This window comes from Alkalicoccobacillus porphyridii (assembly GCF_007293315.1).
In the GTDB taxonomy this organism is placed as follows: domain Bacteria; phylum Bacillota; class Bacilli; order Bacillales; family Bacillaceae_D; genus Alkalicoccobacillus; species Alkalicoccobacillus porphyridii.
On record NZ_VLXZ01000008.1, the window covers coordinates 1 to 13,684 of the forward strand.

Annotated in this window: 16 protein-coding genes and 7 tRNA genes; 22 read left to right on the plus strand and 1 reads right to left on the minus strand. The window is 40.9% G+C overall.

Going from position 1 to position 13,684, the window contains the following annotated elements; all coding sequences use genetic code 11:
* Nucleotides 1-204 precede the first annotated feature (204 nt).
* The 13 genes from FN960_RS13040 to FN960_RS13100 all read left to right on the plus strand — a co-directional run bounded on the left by FN960_RS13040 (nt 205) and on the right by FN960_RS13100 (nt 10,454).
* Nucleotides 205-1,035, plus strand: coding sequence for an NAD(P)H-hydrate dehydratase (locus FN960_RS13040; protein WP_260682000.1), 831 nt, complete (start codon nt 205-207; stop codon nt 1,033-1,035).
* 75 nt (nt 1,036-1,110) lie between these two features.
* Nucleotides 1,111-2,301, plus strand: a complete 1,191-nt coding sequence (gene alr, locus FN960_RS13045; RefSeq protein WP_143849186.1) for an alanine racemase — start codon at nt 1,111-1,113, stop codon at nt 2,299-2,301.
* Nucleotides 2,302-2,475: 174 nt separating this feature from the next.
* On the plus strand, nt 2,476-2,775 hold the full coding sequence (locus FN960_RS13050; RefSeq protein WP_143849187.1) for a CopG family ribbon-helix-helix protein: 300 nt from the start codon (nt 2,476-2,478) through the stop codon (nt 2,773-2,775).
* Nucleotides 2,776-2,778: 3 nt separating this feature from the next.
* Entirely contained in the window at nt 2,779-3,129 is a 351-nt protein-coding gene (locus FN960_RS13055) for a type II toxin-antitoxin system PemK/MazF family toxin (RefSeq protein ID WP_143849188.1), read from the plus strand.
* A gap of 150 nt (nt 3,130-3,279) precedes the next feature.
* Complete coding sequence (gene rsbRA / locus FN960_RS13060) at nt 3,280-4,098, plus strand: RsbT co-antagonist protein RsbRA (protein ID WP_143849189.1); 819 nt, start codon at nt 3,280-3,282, stop codon at nt 4,096-4,098.
* Between the two features lie 19 nt (nt 4,099-4,117).
* The gene (locus tag FN960_RS13065; protein WP_143849190.1) at nt 4,118-4,474 is read left to right on the plus strand and encodes an STAS domain-containing protein; all 357 of its coding nucleotides are present in this window, start codon (nt 4,118-4,120) and stop codon (nt 4,472-4,474) included.
* 3 nt (nt 4,475-4,477) lie between these two features.
* Nucleotides 4,478-4,891, plus strand: coding sequence for an anti-sigma regulatory factor (locus FN960_RS13070; protein WP_143849191.1), 414 nt, complete (start codon nt 4,478-4,480; stop codon nt 4,889-4,891).
* Nucleotides 4,892-4,909: 18 nt separating this feature from the next.
* Nucleotides 4,910-5,923, plus strand: a complete 1,014-nt coding sequence (locus FN960_RS13075; RefSeq protein WP_143849192.1) for a PP2C family protein-serine/threonine phosphatase — start codon at nt 4,910-4,912, stop codon at nt 5,921-5,923.
* Between the two features lie 85 nt (nt 5,924-6,008).
* Nucleotides 6,009-6,338, plus strand: a complete 330-nt coding sequence (locus FN960_RS13080; RefSeq protein WP_143849193.1) for an STAS domain-containing protein — start codon at nt 6,009-6,011, stop codon at nt 6,336-6,338.
* Nucleotides 6,335-6,823, plus strand: coding sequence for an anti-sigma B factor RsbW (gene rsbW, locus FN960_RS13085; protein WP_143849194.1), 489 nt, complete (start codon nt 6,335-6,337; stop codon nt 6,821-6,823). The genes FN960_RS13080 and rsbW overlap by 4 nt, the downstream gene beginning before the upstream one ends.
* On the plus strand, nt 6,783-7,568 hold the full coding sequence (gene sigB / locus FN960_RS13090; protein ID WP_143849195.1) for an RNA polymerase sigma factor SigB: 786 nt from the start codon (nt 6,783-6,785) through the stop codon (nt 7,566-7,568). Before rsbW ends, sigB begins: the two co-directional genes overlap by 41 nt.
* A complete protein-coding gene (locus FN960_RS13095; RefSeq protein WP_143849196.1) occupies nt 7,568-8,170 on the plus strand; it encodes a PP2C family serine/threonine-protein phosphatase in 603 nt (200 codons plus the stop codon). The genes sigB and FN960_RS13095 overlap by 1 nt, the downstream gene beginning before the upstream one ends.
* 97 nt (nt 8,171-8,267) lie before the next feature.
* On the plus strand, nt 8,268-10,454 hold the full coding sequence (locus tag FN960_RS13100) for a Tex family protein (RefSeq protein WP_438799885.1): 2,187 nt from the start codon (nt 8,268-8,270) through the stop codon (nt 10,452-10,454).
* A gap of 38 nt (nt 10,455-10,492) precedes the next feature.
* Here the strand turns inward: FN960_RS13100 and cmpA are convergent, their stop codons facing one another.
* Nucleotides 10,493-10,621, minus strand: a complete 129-nt coding sequence (gene cmpA / locus FN960_RS13105; RefSeq protein WP_143849197.1) for a cortex morphogenetic protein CmpA — start codon at nt 10,619-10,621, stop codon at nt 10,493-10,495.
* 103 nt (nt 10,622-10,724) lie between these two features.
* Here cmpA and FN960_RS13110 point away from each other — a divergent pair, with 103 nt between their 5' ends.
* The 9 genes from FN960_RS13110 to FN960_RS13150 all read left to right on the plus strand — a co-directional run bounded on the left by FN960_RS13110 (nt 10,725) and on the right by FN960_RS13150 (nt 13,683).
* On the plus strand, nt 10,725-11,174 hold the full coding sequence (locus FN960_RS13110; protein WP_143849198.1) for a SprT family protein: 450 nt from the start codon (nt 10,725-10,727) through the stop codon (nt 11,172-11,174).
* Nucleotides 11,175-11,239: 65 nt separating this feature from the next.
* Nucleotides 11,240-11,314: transfer RNA gene (locus tag FN960_RS13115), tRNA-Asn, on the plus strand.
* Nucleotide 11,315: 1 nt separating this feature from the next.
* A tRNA-Ser gene (locus FN960_RS13120) sits at nt 11,316-11,406 on the plus strand.
* 17 nt (nt 11,407-11,423) lie between these two features.
* Nucleotides 11,424-11,498: transfer RNA gene (locus FN960_RS13125), tRNA-Glu, on the plus strand.
* Between the two features lie 258 nt (nt 11,499-11,756).
* Nucleotides 11,757-11,832, plus strand: a tRNA-Val gene (locus FN960_RS13130).
* Between the two features lie 13 nt (nt 11,833-11,845).
* Nucleotides 11,846-11,922, plus strand: a tRNA-Asp gene (locus tag FN960_RS13135).
* A 24-nt stretch (nt 11,923-11,946) separates the two neighbouring features.
* Nucleotides 11,947-12,028: transfer RNA gene (locus FN960_RS13140), tRNA-Leu, on the plus strand.
* A 32-nt stretch (nt 12,029-12,060) separates the two neighbouring features.
* Nucleotides 12,061-12,143: transfer RNA gene (locus tag FN960_RS13145), tRNA-Leu, on the plus strand.
* Between the two features lie 457 nt (nt 12,144-12,600).
* Entirely contained in the window at nt 12,601-13,683 is a 1,083-nt protein-coding gene (locus FN960_RS13150) for an SIR2 family protein (RefSeq protein ID WP_143849199.1), read from the plus strand.
* Nucleotide 13,684 lies beyond the last annotated feature (1 nt).

Genomic DNA, 13,684 nt, shown 5'->3' on the forward strand with positions numbered 1-13,684 from the left:
CGCGCCGATAAAGAGCTCCTCCCGCCGATAAGAGAGTCCTCCGCGCCGATAAAGAGCTCCTCCCGCCGATAAGAGAGCGCCCCACGCCGATACAAAGCTCCTCCCACCGATCCAAAACTCTCACCAAGACTCCCCCTGCCAGTTACCTCACTACCATTAAAGGGTAAAGAGCCATATCAAAAGAATGGGGTGGGGCGGATGCAAATGTTAGAACAACATCAAGTAAGTGAATGGCTTCCTTATAGGGAGCAGGATAAAGATACAAACAAACGAGATTATGGTCAGGTTCTACTCATTGGCGGGTCCCGTGGAATGGGGGGAGCAATCTTAATGGCGGCTGAGGCTGCAATGATGTCTGGGGCGGGCTTAACGACTGTAGCCACAGACGAGAATCATTTTAGCGCTCTCCACACAAGGCTTCCGGAAGCGATGGCTGTTCCTTTGGAGGATGTAAAGGAAATACGTCATCAGATCAAAAAAAACACAGTCATTGCAATGGGTCCAGGTCTGGGTTTAGATGAAAAAGCGAGAGATGTTTTTCGACTTGTACTAAAAGAGGTGGAACAGCATCAGACATTGCTATTGGACGCCGATGCCTTAACTCTTCTCTCTGAAGAGAAGGTAGACTTACCGCAAATGACAATTCTTACACCTCATGCAGGAGAATGGCAGCGGCTGACTGGACTAAAACCAGAAGAGCAATCAGAAAATGAAAATCGTAAATGGGCGAACAAGCTAGGCGCACTGGTTGTGCTAAAAGGGGATCAGACAAGGATCTATACTCCAGAAGCAAGTTATCTAAATATTAAAGGTACACCTGCCATGGCGACTGGTGGGATGGGAGACTGTCTTACAGGCTGTATAGCTGGGATTTGTGCACAAAATGAAGACGTGTTAGAGGGAGTACTTGCTGCTGTTTTTCTCCACTCATATATTGGTTGTTCTTTGGCGCAGACGAGGCATGTGGTTAGACCTACTGAAATCGCACAGTCTTTACCAGTGTATATGAAACAACTTTCAACTTTATCTAAATGAAATTGACACCCACTGTATAAGACATTCATAATCAATGTATCATTCGGAAAAAATGAAAGATGGAGAGTGGCGCTAGTGCAAGCAGATTATCTTAATGCATTTTATAGAGACACATGGGTAGAGGTTAACCTTTCAGCGATCGAAGAAAATATCCGGTCGTTAAAGGAATTATATAGAGATCAGGAAACAACTATCATGGCAGTGGTTAAAGCGGATGGCTATGGACATGGGGCTGTTGAGGCAGCCCATGCGGCTATTGAAGGCGGCGCTACTTTTCTTGGGGTGGCGATTTTAGATGAGGCGTTAGCGTTAAGAGAGGCGGGGCTAACCCTACCCATTCTAGTTCTCGGCAGAATGAGAGCCGAGAATGCTGCGCTTGCAGCCCAATTGAACATTTCTGCCACGGTTTATTCAACAACCTGGCTGAATGAAGCAGAAGAGTGGATGAGACACTCAGATTGTAAACAACCTCTCTCCATTCATTTAAAGTGTGACACAGGTATGGGCAGAATCGGGTTTCTGAACACAACAGAAGTAGAATCGGCTATTATGATTATTAATGGAACAGATCTGTTTGAGCTTGAGGGAGTGTACACGCATTTTGCTACGGCAGATGAAATAGATGTAACCTATTATGAGAAACAGTACGATTATTTTAAACAGTATATTCAATTAGTAGAAGATATGGGTGTGAATATTCCTTATATTCATTGTGCAAATAGTGCAGCAGCCATGCGTTTTATTAATAGAGCGTTTTCGATGGTTCGGTTTGGCATTTCTATGTATGGCTTAACCCCATCACCAGAAATAAACGAGCTTCTTCCTTTTCCTTTAAAACCGGCCTTTGAGCTAAAGACACGTTTAGTCCAAGTGAAAAAGGTAGAACCTGGAACGACCATTAGCTATGGTGCTACTTATACTGCGAAAGATGAAGAATGGATTGGCACATTACCGATTGGATATGCAGATGGTTGGATCCGAGCTCATTCTACAAATGGTGGCCACGTTCTAATTGAAGGTGAAGAAGCACCGTTTGTTGGTCGAATTTGTATGGATCAATGTATGGTGAAACTAGCAGGACCGAAGCCAGAGGGATCCGTTGTTACATTGATTGGCTTCGATGGAGATGAAAGTGTAACAATGGAAGACGTTGCACAAAGACTGCAAACGATTAACTATGAAATTCCCTGTGTCATAGGCAAAAGAGTGCCTCGAGTTTATTATAAGGACGGGGAAATCATCGCTATTCGCAATGATATAAGGTAGCCTTGCATAATAAAAAAATCTTTGGGCACGATTTTTAACAAGAAAAGAAAAAGAAATATGTAAAAACCTCTTTGCAATCCAATTGCCTGAATGCTATGATGGTTCTTGAATAGTAAAGCAGACATACGTAATAATTTTACCAGTGTAAATTACAGAAATATGTAAAAGGCGTTTATGGTGGGAGTTGATACGTGCATGAAGGATAAGAACTCTAAGGATATTACCGTTTCGATACCACAACAATTGTTAAACGAGGTGGATGCATTGTTAGAACAGGAAAACCTTAATAGAAGTGAATTTATCTCTAAAGCAACGAAAACGTATATTATGGAAAGACAGCAATCCCAAATTCGCGAAACGATGCAGCAAGGTTACATGGAAATGGCAAAGATTAATCTGACAATTGCATCAGAGGCTTTTCTTGCGGAGGAGGAAGCGGATCTAACCCTTGTTCGTTTAGTTAGTGGGGTGTAGCATTTGATTGTGAAAAGAGGAGACGTATATTTTGCGGACCTCTCACCGGTGGTAGGTTCCGAACAAGGTGGAGTTAGACCCGTTCTAATTATTCAAAATGATATCGGCAACCGCTTTAGCCCAACAGTGATTGTTGCAGCCATAACAGCACAAATTCAAAAGGCAAAATTACCGACTCATGTTGAAATTAATGCCAAAAAGTATGGATTTGATCGTGATTCGGTTATTTTACTAGAACAACTCCGTACCATCGATAAGCAACGCTTAACAGATAAGATTACCCACCTCGATGAAAGTATGATGAACGCAGTCAATGATGCATTGTTTATTAGCTTAGGCCTAGTTGATTTTTAATAAAATAATGGATAAAATCCCCGATCACTAAGACCGGGGATTTTTAAATGATTAAAAATACAAAAAATGACTAAATCTAATAGTTTCTCTTTGCAACAAGCGCCAACTCATGAAATAATGGCTAAAGAGAATATGTTTGGAGGCTATTACATGCAATCGAATGCACTCGCCTACTTAAAGGCTAATCAAGATCAAATTATCGAGTATTGGGATGAACAGCTTTCTAACCTAAAAAGTGAAATTGAAATGAAGGCGTCCCTAGAAAAAGCTGTAGAGCATACAAACCAAGAATATATGTCTTTAATCTTTCGAACGCTTAGAAATAATAAAGAGGAAGATCTAGAAGGCTTGAAGGCTTTTACAGAGCAGTACATCCAAAGTGGTCGTTCGTTATCTTATTTCACTAGAGCTTTACAGGGCTTAAGAAGAGCGGTATATACTCAGTTGAAGTCAGTGCCTCCTGAAGAAGGTCATATCATCGATGTATACAATGATTTAAACCATTGGATTGATAATATGACAAATTTACTAGTGCAAGAGTATATAGGCTCATGGGAAGACACGTTGGAAATGCAGAAGTTATCCCTGCTTGAATTATCTGCACCGCTTATTCCAGTTTTTAGTGGTATCACGGTTATGCCTCTTATTGGTAGTATAGATACAACACGAGCAAAGCTAATAATGGAAAATCTTTTGAATGGTGTGATTAAACATCGCTCAAGAGTGGTTTTAATTGATATTACAGGAGTACCAATTGTCGATACAATGGTTGCTCATCACATTATAGAAGCGTCTGAAGCTGTCAGACTTGTTGGAGGTACAGCGATATTAGTTGGTATCCGTCCTGAAATCGCTCAAACGATTGTGAACCTAGGAATTGATCTGACTAAGTTTCCAACAAAAAGCACCTTACAAAAAGGGATGGAAAAAGCACTTGAAATGTGTAATCAAAAAACGGTCGAATTGTAAGTTGGAGGTATATAGATAAATGAGAATCCCTATTTTAAAATTGGGCACATATTTACTTATCAGTATTCAAACAGAATTAGATGATCAAACGGCCTTACTATTTCAGGAGGATCTTCTTAATAAGATCCATCAAGAAGGATCAACCGGAGTTGTTATTGACTTAACCTCTGTAGATATGATTGATTCCTTTATTGCTAAGGTATTAGGCGATGTCGTTGATATGTCCAGCTTAATGGGAGCTAAGGTCGTGTTAACAGGAATTCGTCCAGCTGTTTCTATTACACTTATTGACATGGGAATTAAATTAGAGGATGTCTCAACCGCTCTTGATTTAGAACAAGGTTTAGAGAAATTGCAACAGGAATTGGAGGGCTAAATCATGAAAACCCAATCCTGTGTTGAGGTGAAAAATGAATGGGGAATTGTAGCGGCTAGACAAGCTGGAAGAACCCTTTCAAAAGAACTGGGCTTTGGCAATGTAGATCAGGCCCGAATTACCACAGCTATATCAGAGCTGGCTCGTAATATATACCTTTACGCAAAACGTGGGGAAATAAAACTAGACGTGCTAGAGGAACCAAGTAAATTTGGGACAAAAAAAGGAATCAAGATTACTGCAGTTGATTCTGGACCCGGTATACCCGATTTGCGTCAAGTGATGGTAGATGGTTTCACCACATCAAGTGGTCTTGGTGCGGGACTCCCTGGGGTAAAGCGTCTAATGGACGATTTTGATATTGAGTCTGAACTAGATAAAGGAACAACAATTACAGCTACTAAATGGCTCCGGTAAGGAGGACATCAATGAACTATGAACTATACAGATAACAATATTGAAACCTCTTATAAAGAGATCCTAGAATCATATTTGAATACTGGAAGTGAACAGGTTTTGTATGAGGTCCAGCAGTTTACTCGTAATCTGCTGGAGCATCAGACCTCGCCTGAAGAGCTTGTCAGTCTACACAGATCTATCATTGATCAACTATATCCGGATTTACCTGAGGATATTCAAGCATCGTTCGATTTTTTGTTAGAGGCAATGATGGGCTATGGAATGGCTTATCGTGAACATCAAATTCTTCGAGGGCGTCAACAGGAGCTTGAGGCAGAGATTGATGTGGCCGCAAAAATGCAACAAACGTTATTGCCACATGAAAGCATTGAAGTAGAAGGGTTAGATGTAGGGGTCGTTAGTGTTCCTGCTAAGAAAATGAGCGGAGACTATTATCACTATGTGCTCGACCAATATGGCGGGATAGGCCTAGCCATCTCTGACATTATAGGAAAAGGAGTTCCCGCTGCTTTATGTATGTCTATGATTAAGTACGCCATGGACAGCCTTCCAGAACAACAACTAAATCCAAGTGCACTTCTTGAGAATTTAAACCGCGTGGTAGAGCAAAATGTAGATGACAGTATGTTTGTGACGATGATGTACGGTTATTACAATTCACTTACCCATGAATTTACCTATTCAGGCGCTGGGCATGAGCCCGGTTTCTTTTATAACGCACAAAAAGACTCATTTGAGGATTTGACTGCAAAGGGACTCGTCTTAGGTGTGTCTAAAAAAGCTAATTACAGAGAATATGTGAGAAAGCTCTCTGTTGGGGATTTTATCGTGCTACTGACAGATGGGGTAACGGAATGCCGGGTAGGTGATGATTTTCTTGAAAGAGAGGAAATTGCGTCGTTAATCAAAGAGTCCATTCATCTTAGTGCTCAAGAAATGGTTGAACATGTATATAAGGAATTAAGTAAAATGCAGGACTTTACACTTCGAGATGATCTTACCTTAATTATTTTAAGAAGAAATGTTTAAAAATGTTTAAACCGAATGAATTAGTGGTATACAAGGAAGACTCATGTTTGAATAATGAATCGGTTTTACTCAAGGAGGAAGTTAGATGAACCTGGATATTCAAGTTGAAGAGAATGGTAACCAAAAGAATGTGTTGCTCTCTGGTGAGATAGACACATATACAGCACCAAAGCTAAGAGAGGCACTTATCCCTCTAGCTGAAGCAAGTGGAAGTCAATTGATTATAGACCTTAGCGAAGTTCAATATATAGACAGTACAGGATTAGGGATTTTTGTGGGAGTTCTTAAAGCTACGGATACAAATGGTGGTTCTTTAACTCTCACCGGCATGACGGAGAGAATTAAGAGACTATTTGTTATTACCGGATTAGATGAAGTTATCACCATTGTAGATAGGAGGGAAGAAGCAAAATGACGCATTCCCACATCGATCACATTGAAATGAGCATTCCAGCCAAAGCCGAATATGTAGGTGTTGTACGCCTGACCATTTCAGGAATAGCGAATCGGTTAGGCTTTTCCTATGACGATATAGAAGATATGAAGATTGCTGTTGCCGAGGCATGTACAAACGCTGTGAATCATGCGTATCATGAAGAAGGAAATGTTAAGATTGCCTGTGACCTGTATGAAGATCGTATGGAGATTATTATTGCAGATAATGGTCAAAGCTTTGACGCAAAGGATCTGCAAGGAAAGCTCGGTCCTGTAGATTCTAAACAGCCAATTGGTGATATGAAGGAAGGCGGACTTGGCTTATTCTTGATCAGTACGCTGATGGACAAAGTTCAAATCCATGATGAAGCAGGTGTAGTCTTAATGATGACTAAGTTCTTGCGAAAAAATGAGGTGGAAGAACATGTCGACGGAATCTCATCATTACAATCAGAACAAGGATAAGGTTTATGGTTGGATAAAGGAATACCAAGAAACAAAAAACGATGACGTCCAGTTAAAGCTTGTGCAGCACTATGAAGCTTTAGTTCGTTCACTTTCACGCAAGTTCTCTAAAGGTCGAGAGCATGACGAAGATTTGTTTCAGGTTGGAATGGTAGGGTTGCTTGCTGCTCTTCAGCGCTATGATAACGAATTTGGAAGAAGCTTTGAATCTTTTGCCGTACCAACCATCGTAGGCGAAATCAAGCGCTTTATTCGTGATAAAACATGGAGTGTGCATGTTCCAAGACGTATTAAAGAGCTTGGGCCTAAAATCAAAAAAGCAGTTGATGTGTTAACAGCAGAATTGCAAAGATCACCGCTTGTTCATGAGATCTCCAGTTATCTTGATGTATCTGAAGAAGAAGTGCTAGAAACGATGGAAATGAGTAAGAGCTATCAAGCACTTTCTGTTAACCGGGCTCTCGAAGCAGATCAAGAGGGCGGGGAAGTGACATTACTTGACCTTGTAGGTCAGGAAGATAGTGGATATGAACAAACGGATCAGCAAATGCTATTAGAAAAAGCTTTTCAGGTTCTTAATGAACGTGAACGCTTGATTTTACAATACACATATTATGACAATTATAGTCAAAAAGAAGCGGGAGAGCGGTTAGGTATTTCACAAATGCATGTGTCTAGATTGCAAAGGCGTGCTTTGGAAAAGCTAAGAGAATCTATTCGTGTAGAGCCGTCTGAAATTCTTTAATGGTGATCTATAAAGAAGATGATCATGTTGAAGTAGCTGTCTTACAACGTTCCAAGAATAGTGGTGAATTCTGTGGTGACGCCTATGCGGTGGTCCAAACGGAACACTATGCGGTTTGCGCTGTAATCGATGGACTAGGCAGTGGCGAGGGCGCAAGCGAATCGGCACAAACAGCCATGCGCATCGTTGAACGTGATCATGAATTGCCAGTGAAGATGATCGTAGAACGATGCAATCGAGCTCTTTCTGGAATGCGTGGCGCAGTCTTGACCATCGTTAAGCTTGTTTATGAAAACAGGCAGATGAGCTACAGTAACTTTGGGAATATTGGGTTTACCATGTATAATCCGAATGGCACCGTCATTCAACCGATGCCGACTAGGGGCTATTTATGTGGTCGGAATGAGACAATTAAAGAGAGTTACTTTCAATATGATGAAGGAACGATTTTTATCCTCTATTCAGATGGGGTCGTCAGTCCACCTCCTAAGAGTAACCTTTTAAATATTAGTCGAATCAAAAACAAAGAAGGAACTATATTCGAACAAGCTCGTTATGTCGAAAATGACGATATAACGTTACTTATAGGTAAGCTTAAATAAGCTCTTACGCCCAACATGAGGTGGAGAGCTTATTTTTGTGACACCCAGGGTTATGATATGATAGAAGGATGGATGTCAGAGAGCTACAAGGAGGAAGATGATGGAGGATCAAAAGCAAGTCATGATTCAACAGGTGTCAAAGGAATTAAATATTCAAGAGAAATATGCGAAGCAAGTGATTGAAATGATGGATGAAGGAAATACCGTTCCTTTTATCGCACGCTACCGAAAAGAAATGACCGGTGGATTAGACGAGGTTCAGCTTCGAGACCTAGCAGAGCGTTGGAGCTATGTGAACCAGCTTTATCAACGAAAAGAAGAAGTCATCCGACTCATTGATGCGCAGGAGAAGCTGACAGAGGAGCTTCGTGCAGCGATTGAAGAAGCAGACAAGCTACAAACGGTGGAGGACTTATATCGCCCCTATAAACAAAAACGTCGTACAAGGGCAACAGTAGCAAAGGAAAAGGGACTAGAGCCCTTGGCAGAATGGTTATTTTCCTTGCCGAAGTCAGGCGATCCACTAGAAGAAGCCCATTCATACATAACCGAAGAAAATGAGCTTGAATCAGCAGAGGCAGCCTTAGAAGGTGCACAGGATATTATTGCTGAATGGATTGCGGATGATGCCGATCTCCGCAGCCTAATTCGTAATCGAACGATGAAAGAAGGTAGCTTAACAGCAGAGGTAAAGGACAAGGAAGCAGACGAGAAATCGGTATTTGAAATGTATTACGAATATGCAGAGCCCTTGCGTACGATGGCTCCACACCGTGTCCTAGCCGTCAACCGTGGCGAAAAGGAGGGGATCTTACGGGTTGCAGTCCAATCTCCAGCGGATAAACTAACAAGTGAACTCGTTCGTAGGACCATTCGTTCGTTTGGATCAAAGGCTGTTCCGTATGTAGAGGAAGCCATTGCTGATAGCTATAAGCGTCTCATTCAACCTTCAATTGAGCGGGAAATTCGTAATGAACTTAATGAAAAAGCCGAAGAGCAAGCGATTCACATCTTCTCTGAGAATTTACGAAACCTCCTGCTTCAACCTCCAATGAAAGACCGAATTGTCTTAGGTGTTGACCCGGCTTTTCGTTCGGGATGTAAGCTTGCAGTAGTGGATGGCACGGGCAAGGTTCTCGACATTAGAGTTATCTATCCAACACCACCTAAGCAGCAGGTAGAGCAGTCAGCCAAGGTCGTCAAAGAGTTAATCAAGAAATTTGGAGTCAATATCATCGCTATTGGTAACGGAACAGCTTCTAGAGAGACAGAGCAATTCATTGCGGATGTAATCAAAGAGCTAACTGACCCAATCTATTATGTTATTGTCAATGAGGCAGGGGCAAGTGTCTACTCAGCATCTGATCAAGGAAGAGAAGAATTTCCTGAGCTTCAAGTGGAAGAGCGTAGCGCCATTTCAATTGCCCGTCGCCTCCAGGACCCACTTGCTGAATTAGTGAAAATTGATCCGAAATCAGTAGGGGTTGGCCAGTATCAGCATGATGTCTCTCAGAAAAAGCTGACAGATTCATTAACCTTTGTTGTTGAAACGGTTGTGAACAGGGTAGGGGTTAATGTGAATACAGCCTCAGCAGCTCTTTTGCAATATGTAGCTGGTCTATCTAAAACAGTGGCAAACAACATCATTAAGCAGCGTGACGAGCAAGGGCGCTTCCAAAGTCGGACAGAGCTAAAGAAAATCCCAAGACTGGGCGCAAAAACGTACGAGCAGTGTATCGGTTTCCTGCGTATTCAGGATGGAAAGCAGCCACTGGATGCAACAGGTATTCACCCGGAAAGTTACAAGGTGGCCAAAACCATCCTTGATAAGGTGGATGTTTCGACAAAAGAAATCGGAACATCAATGGCTAAAGAACGCATTCAATCTATTCAGAATCAAGAGCTTGCAGCAGATCTAGATATTGGTTTACCGACTTTAAAGGATATTCTAGATGCCTTCATTCGTCCAATGAGAGACCCACGAGATGAAGTAGCCAAGCCATTACTCAAGCAGGATGTTCTGAAAATGGAGGACCTTGAGCCAGGTATGCAAATGGAAGGCACAGTCCGAAACGTCGTAGACTTCGGAGCTTTTGTTGACATTGGTGTAAAACAAGACGGGCTCGTGCACATCTCCAAGCTCACAAAACGTTTTGTGAAAAACCCAATGGATGTGGTATCCGTAGGTGACATCGTAACGGTGTGGGTGACCTCAGTAGATGTTCAAAAAGGACGAATTGCGTTAACCATGCTAGAGCCAGAAAACCAAGTCATTTCATCCTAATATGTTTAAATATAGAACGAAGTAGGCGAGAACATTGTCTACTTCGTTTTTCGATGAAAAGGATAGCTCTTCTGATAGTAGAACCAGCACTGGTTCAATACGCGTAGTTGGTATTTATTTTTTTCGGCGAATGCGCGTCTAAGCTGCTTTTTTAACCAAGTAGGCATAATTCGCCATCTCCTTCGTTCGTATGATAGTATTAACTACTATATGCAATGGAGTTTGTCAGTGTTTCCACCTTTAGTGTATTTTTTTGAAAGGAGAACGCCCATGCACCAACAAGAGCTACAACAGCTTGTCGAGAATATCTCCTCGGAGCACTTTAACCGTCCATTCGTACACACAGCACGTTTTAATGCAAGACTGCGTACCACAGGAGGACGATACTTCCTCCAATCCCATGATATTGAGATAAATCCTAAAATGCTCGCAGCCTTTGGTATGGATGAGTTAATCGGCATCATCAAGCATGAGCTTTGCCATTACCACCTTCATCTCCAAAAACGAGGCTACAAGCATCAAGACCCAGAATTCAAACAATTACTCAGCCAAGTGGGCGGCTTAAGACATTGCCGATTCATTGAGGGCACTCAAAATACACCGAGGCAAATTCACACATATAGCTGCTCCTCCTGTAATCAAACGTATATAAGAAAACGAAGAATAAACACCTCTCGATATGCCTGCGGAAAGTGCAGGGGAAAGCTAAAAAAAATCTAAAAAAGTTATTGCTTGTCTATAATAGATTATGATATATTATAGAAGTCGCAAAAATGAGTACATATTCCACAGTAGCTCAGTGGTAGAGCAATCGGCTGTTAACCGATTGGTCGTAGGTTCGAGTCCTACCTGTGGAGCCACGGAGAAGTACCCAAGTGGCTGAAGGGGCGCCCCTGCTAAGGGTGTAGGTCGTGTAAGCGGCGCGAGGGTTCAAATCCCTCCTTCTCCGCCATTTTTTTATGTTTCATCGGCCCGTTGGTCAAGTGGTTAAGACACCGCCCTTTCACGGCGGTATCACGGGTTCGAATCCCGTACGGGTCACCATTATATATGCCAGCAATTGATTGAAGATAGGGTAATTTCGAGGACACAAGTTATTAAAAGAAGGAGCGTACAACCGTACGTGACCGATTGAGAATAACGAAATGGACGAAGAAATTCGCCGCTTATCTGAGATTGTTGACAAAGAGAAACGATGAGTTCGAGGACACAAGCTTTCGAAGGATGGAGCGTACGACCGTACGTGACTGACTGAGAATAGCGCAGAGGACGAAGAAATCAGAAGTTTATCTGCAGTCAAGGGGAGGATTAGCTCAGCTGGGAGAGCATCTGCCTTACAAGCAGAGGGTCGGCGGTTCGAGCCCGTCATCCTCCACCATTTATCTTAATATGGTCCGGTAGTTCAGTTGGTTAGAATGCCTGCCTGTCACGCAGGAGGTCGCGGGTTCGAGTCCCGTCCGGACCGCCATTTTTATAGGATGTATCTAAACACGCGGGTGTGGCGGAATTGGCAGACGCGCTAGATTTAGGATCTAGTGTCTTATGACGTGGGGGTTCAAGTCCCTTCACCCGCACTTTTCACAAAGTGCTTTTTTTTATACAACGAGCGGTTGTGGCGGAATGGCAGACGCGCTAGGTTGAGGGCCTAGTGAGGTTAAACTCGTGGAGGTTCGAGTCCTCTCAACCGCATCCCAGTAGTACCAAGGCTTTTAAAGCTTTGGTGCTTTTTTATTATATTCTAATAGAGGTAATATCTTCACCATATCTTCACCACAGGGGTAAAAAACGGGAGTAAAACTGGAGTAATAGATAGGTTTTATTTAAAATCTGAAAATGTTCACAAAATATTCATAGTTCGTGTTTGAACATAGAAATAATTCTGCACTAAATTTAAACGGTAATTACTTTAATGAAGTTCCAAATAATATTCATAAGCTAGATTAAAACTAGTGCAAAAGTTTTAGTGAGAAATCTGTCGAAATCTAATGCTAGTCCTAAAGACACTTATTGGGTATAATGCAAAGTAACTACTAATTGCTAGGAGGAAAATATTATTTATTTTAATCCAATTAGAGAAATAAGTGAAATTAAAAATCAAATTTCGTATCCAAAAAGAATTGGTTTTCTTTTCGGGGCAGGAAGTTCAATGGCTCTAGGTCTTCCGGGAATTTGGAAATTGACAGAATTAGTCGTAGATAACTTAAGTACTGAAAACCGAGAAGTTGTAAAAATAATCGTATCTGAACTAGATGATGAAAAATGTGAACCTCATATTGAGCAGATTCTTAATAAGATAAGAATGATTAGACAAGTTACTAAAGATAGTGAAAATAGATCTTATGTTGAAGTAAATGGCTTAGTTGCAAAAGAATTAGACATAGAGATTTGTAAGCAAATATATATGATTTTAAGTGAAGAAGAAAAAAAAGCAATTGAATCAGAAGAAAATAATTCTCATTACACTGAGCGATTTTTTGCATGGTTAAACAATAACAGACAAAATTTTGAAAAAGAAATATTTACTCTGAATTACGATATGGTTTTTGAACGATCATTAGAAAATTTAAAACTTCCTTATTATGATGGGTTTGTAGGTGCTTATGAACCTTTTTTCTGTCCTGAAAGTATTGAGAAATTAGATGTGATGAATAGTATACCAGTTTCTTGGATTAAAATTTGGAAAATGCACGGTTCTTTGGGTTGGTATTGGAAAAAAGGTAGCTCTGTTACTGGTGGAAAAGTAGTTAGATTAGGAGTTCAAGTTAATGAGGAATTAGATGAACTTGTTATATATCCTTCTAAAGAAAAATATGAATCGTCACGTAAACAACCATTCATCACTTATGTTGATAGGCTAAAAAATTATTTGAGGGATGGAGAAGGAATATTTGTCATTAGTGGTTACTCATTTGGTGATGAACATATCAATGACGTGATTTTTGATGGATTAAGACAGAATAATAGATTACATGTGATAGTTCTACTTTTTTCCAATGATGACTTAAACAGAATTAAAGAAGATGTCATGAACTTTATGAATATATCTGTTCTATCACCAAATTATGCAATTATAAGTGGTAAACATGGTGAATGGAAGTTAGATGAAGAAGAGTTAGAAGACGGAAACGGAGATATAACTGATTTCTGGGATATAGATGATAATTCATTAGTTATCGGAGATTTTCTTAAAGCAGTAAATTTCATTACTGAACATAAGGAAGTCGAATAGT

Excerpts from the sequence above, each read along its gene's own strand:
- FN960_RS13040 (WP_260682000.1), top strand. The coding sequence starts at position 205 with ATGTTAGAACAACATCAAGTAAGTGAATGGCTTCCTTATAGGGAGCAG.
- FN960_RS13050 (WP_143849187.1), top strand. The coding sequence starts at position 2,476 with ATGGTGGGAGTTGATACGTGCATGAAGGATAAGAACTCTAAGGATATT.
- rsbRA (WP_143849189.1), top strand. The coding sequence starts at position 3,280 with ATGCAATCGAATGCACTCGCCTACTTAAAGGCTAATCAAGATCAAATT.
- FN960_RS13065 (WP_143849190.1), top strand. The coding sequence starts at position 4,118 with ATGAGAATCCCTATTTTAAAATTGGGCACATATTTACTTATCAGTATT.
- FN960_RS13070 (WP_143849191.1), top strand. The coding sequence starts at position 4,478 with ATGAAAACCCAATCCTGTGTTGAGGTGAAAAATGAATGGGGAATTGTA.
- FN960_RS13075 (WP_143849192.1), top strand. The coding sequence starts at position 4,910 with ATGAACTATACAGATAACAATATTGAAACCTCTTATAAAGAGATCCTA.
- FN960_RS13080 (WP_143849193.1), top strand. The coding sequence starts at position 6,009 with ATGAACCTGGATATTCAAGTTGAAGAGAATGGTAACCAAAAGAATGTG.
- rsbW (WP_143849194.1), top strand. The coding sequence starts at position 6,335 with ATGACGCATTCCCACATCGATCACATTGAAATGAGCATTCCAGCCAAA.
- sigB (WP_143849195.1), top strand. The coding sequence starts at position 6,783 with ATGTCGACGGAATCTCATCATTACAATCAGAACAAGGATAAGGTTTAT.
- FN960_RS13095 (WP_143849196.1), top strand. The coding sequence starts at position 7,568 with ATGGTGATCTATAAAGAAGATGATCATGTTGAAGTAGCTGTCTTACAA.
- FN960_RS13100 (WP_438799885.1), top strand. The coding sequence starts at position 8,268 with ATGATGGAGGATCAAAAGCAAGTCATGATTCAACAGGTGTCAAAGGAA.
- cmpA (WP_143849197.1), bottom strand. The coding sequence starts at position 10,621 with ATGCCTACTTGGTTAAAAAAGCAGCTTAGACGCGCATTCGCCGAAAAA.
- FN960_RS13110 (WP_143849198.1), top strand. The coding sequence starts at position 10,725 with ATGCACCAACAAGAGCTACAACAGCTTGTCGAGAATATCTCCTCGGAG.
- FN960_RS13150 (WP_143849199.1), top strand. The coding sequence starts at position 12,601 with ATGGCTCTAGGTCTTCCGGGAATTTGGAAATTGACAGAATTAGTCGTA.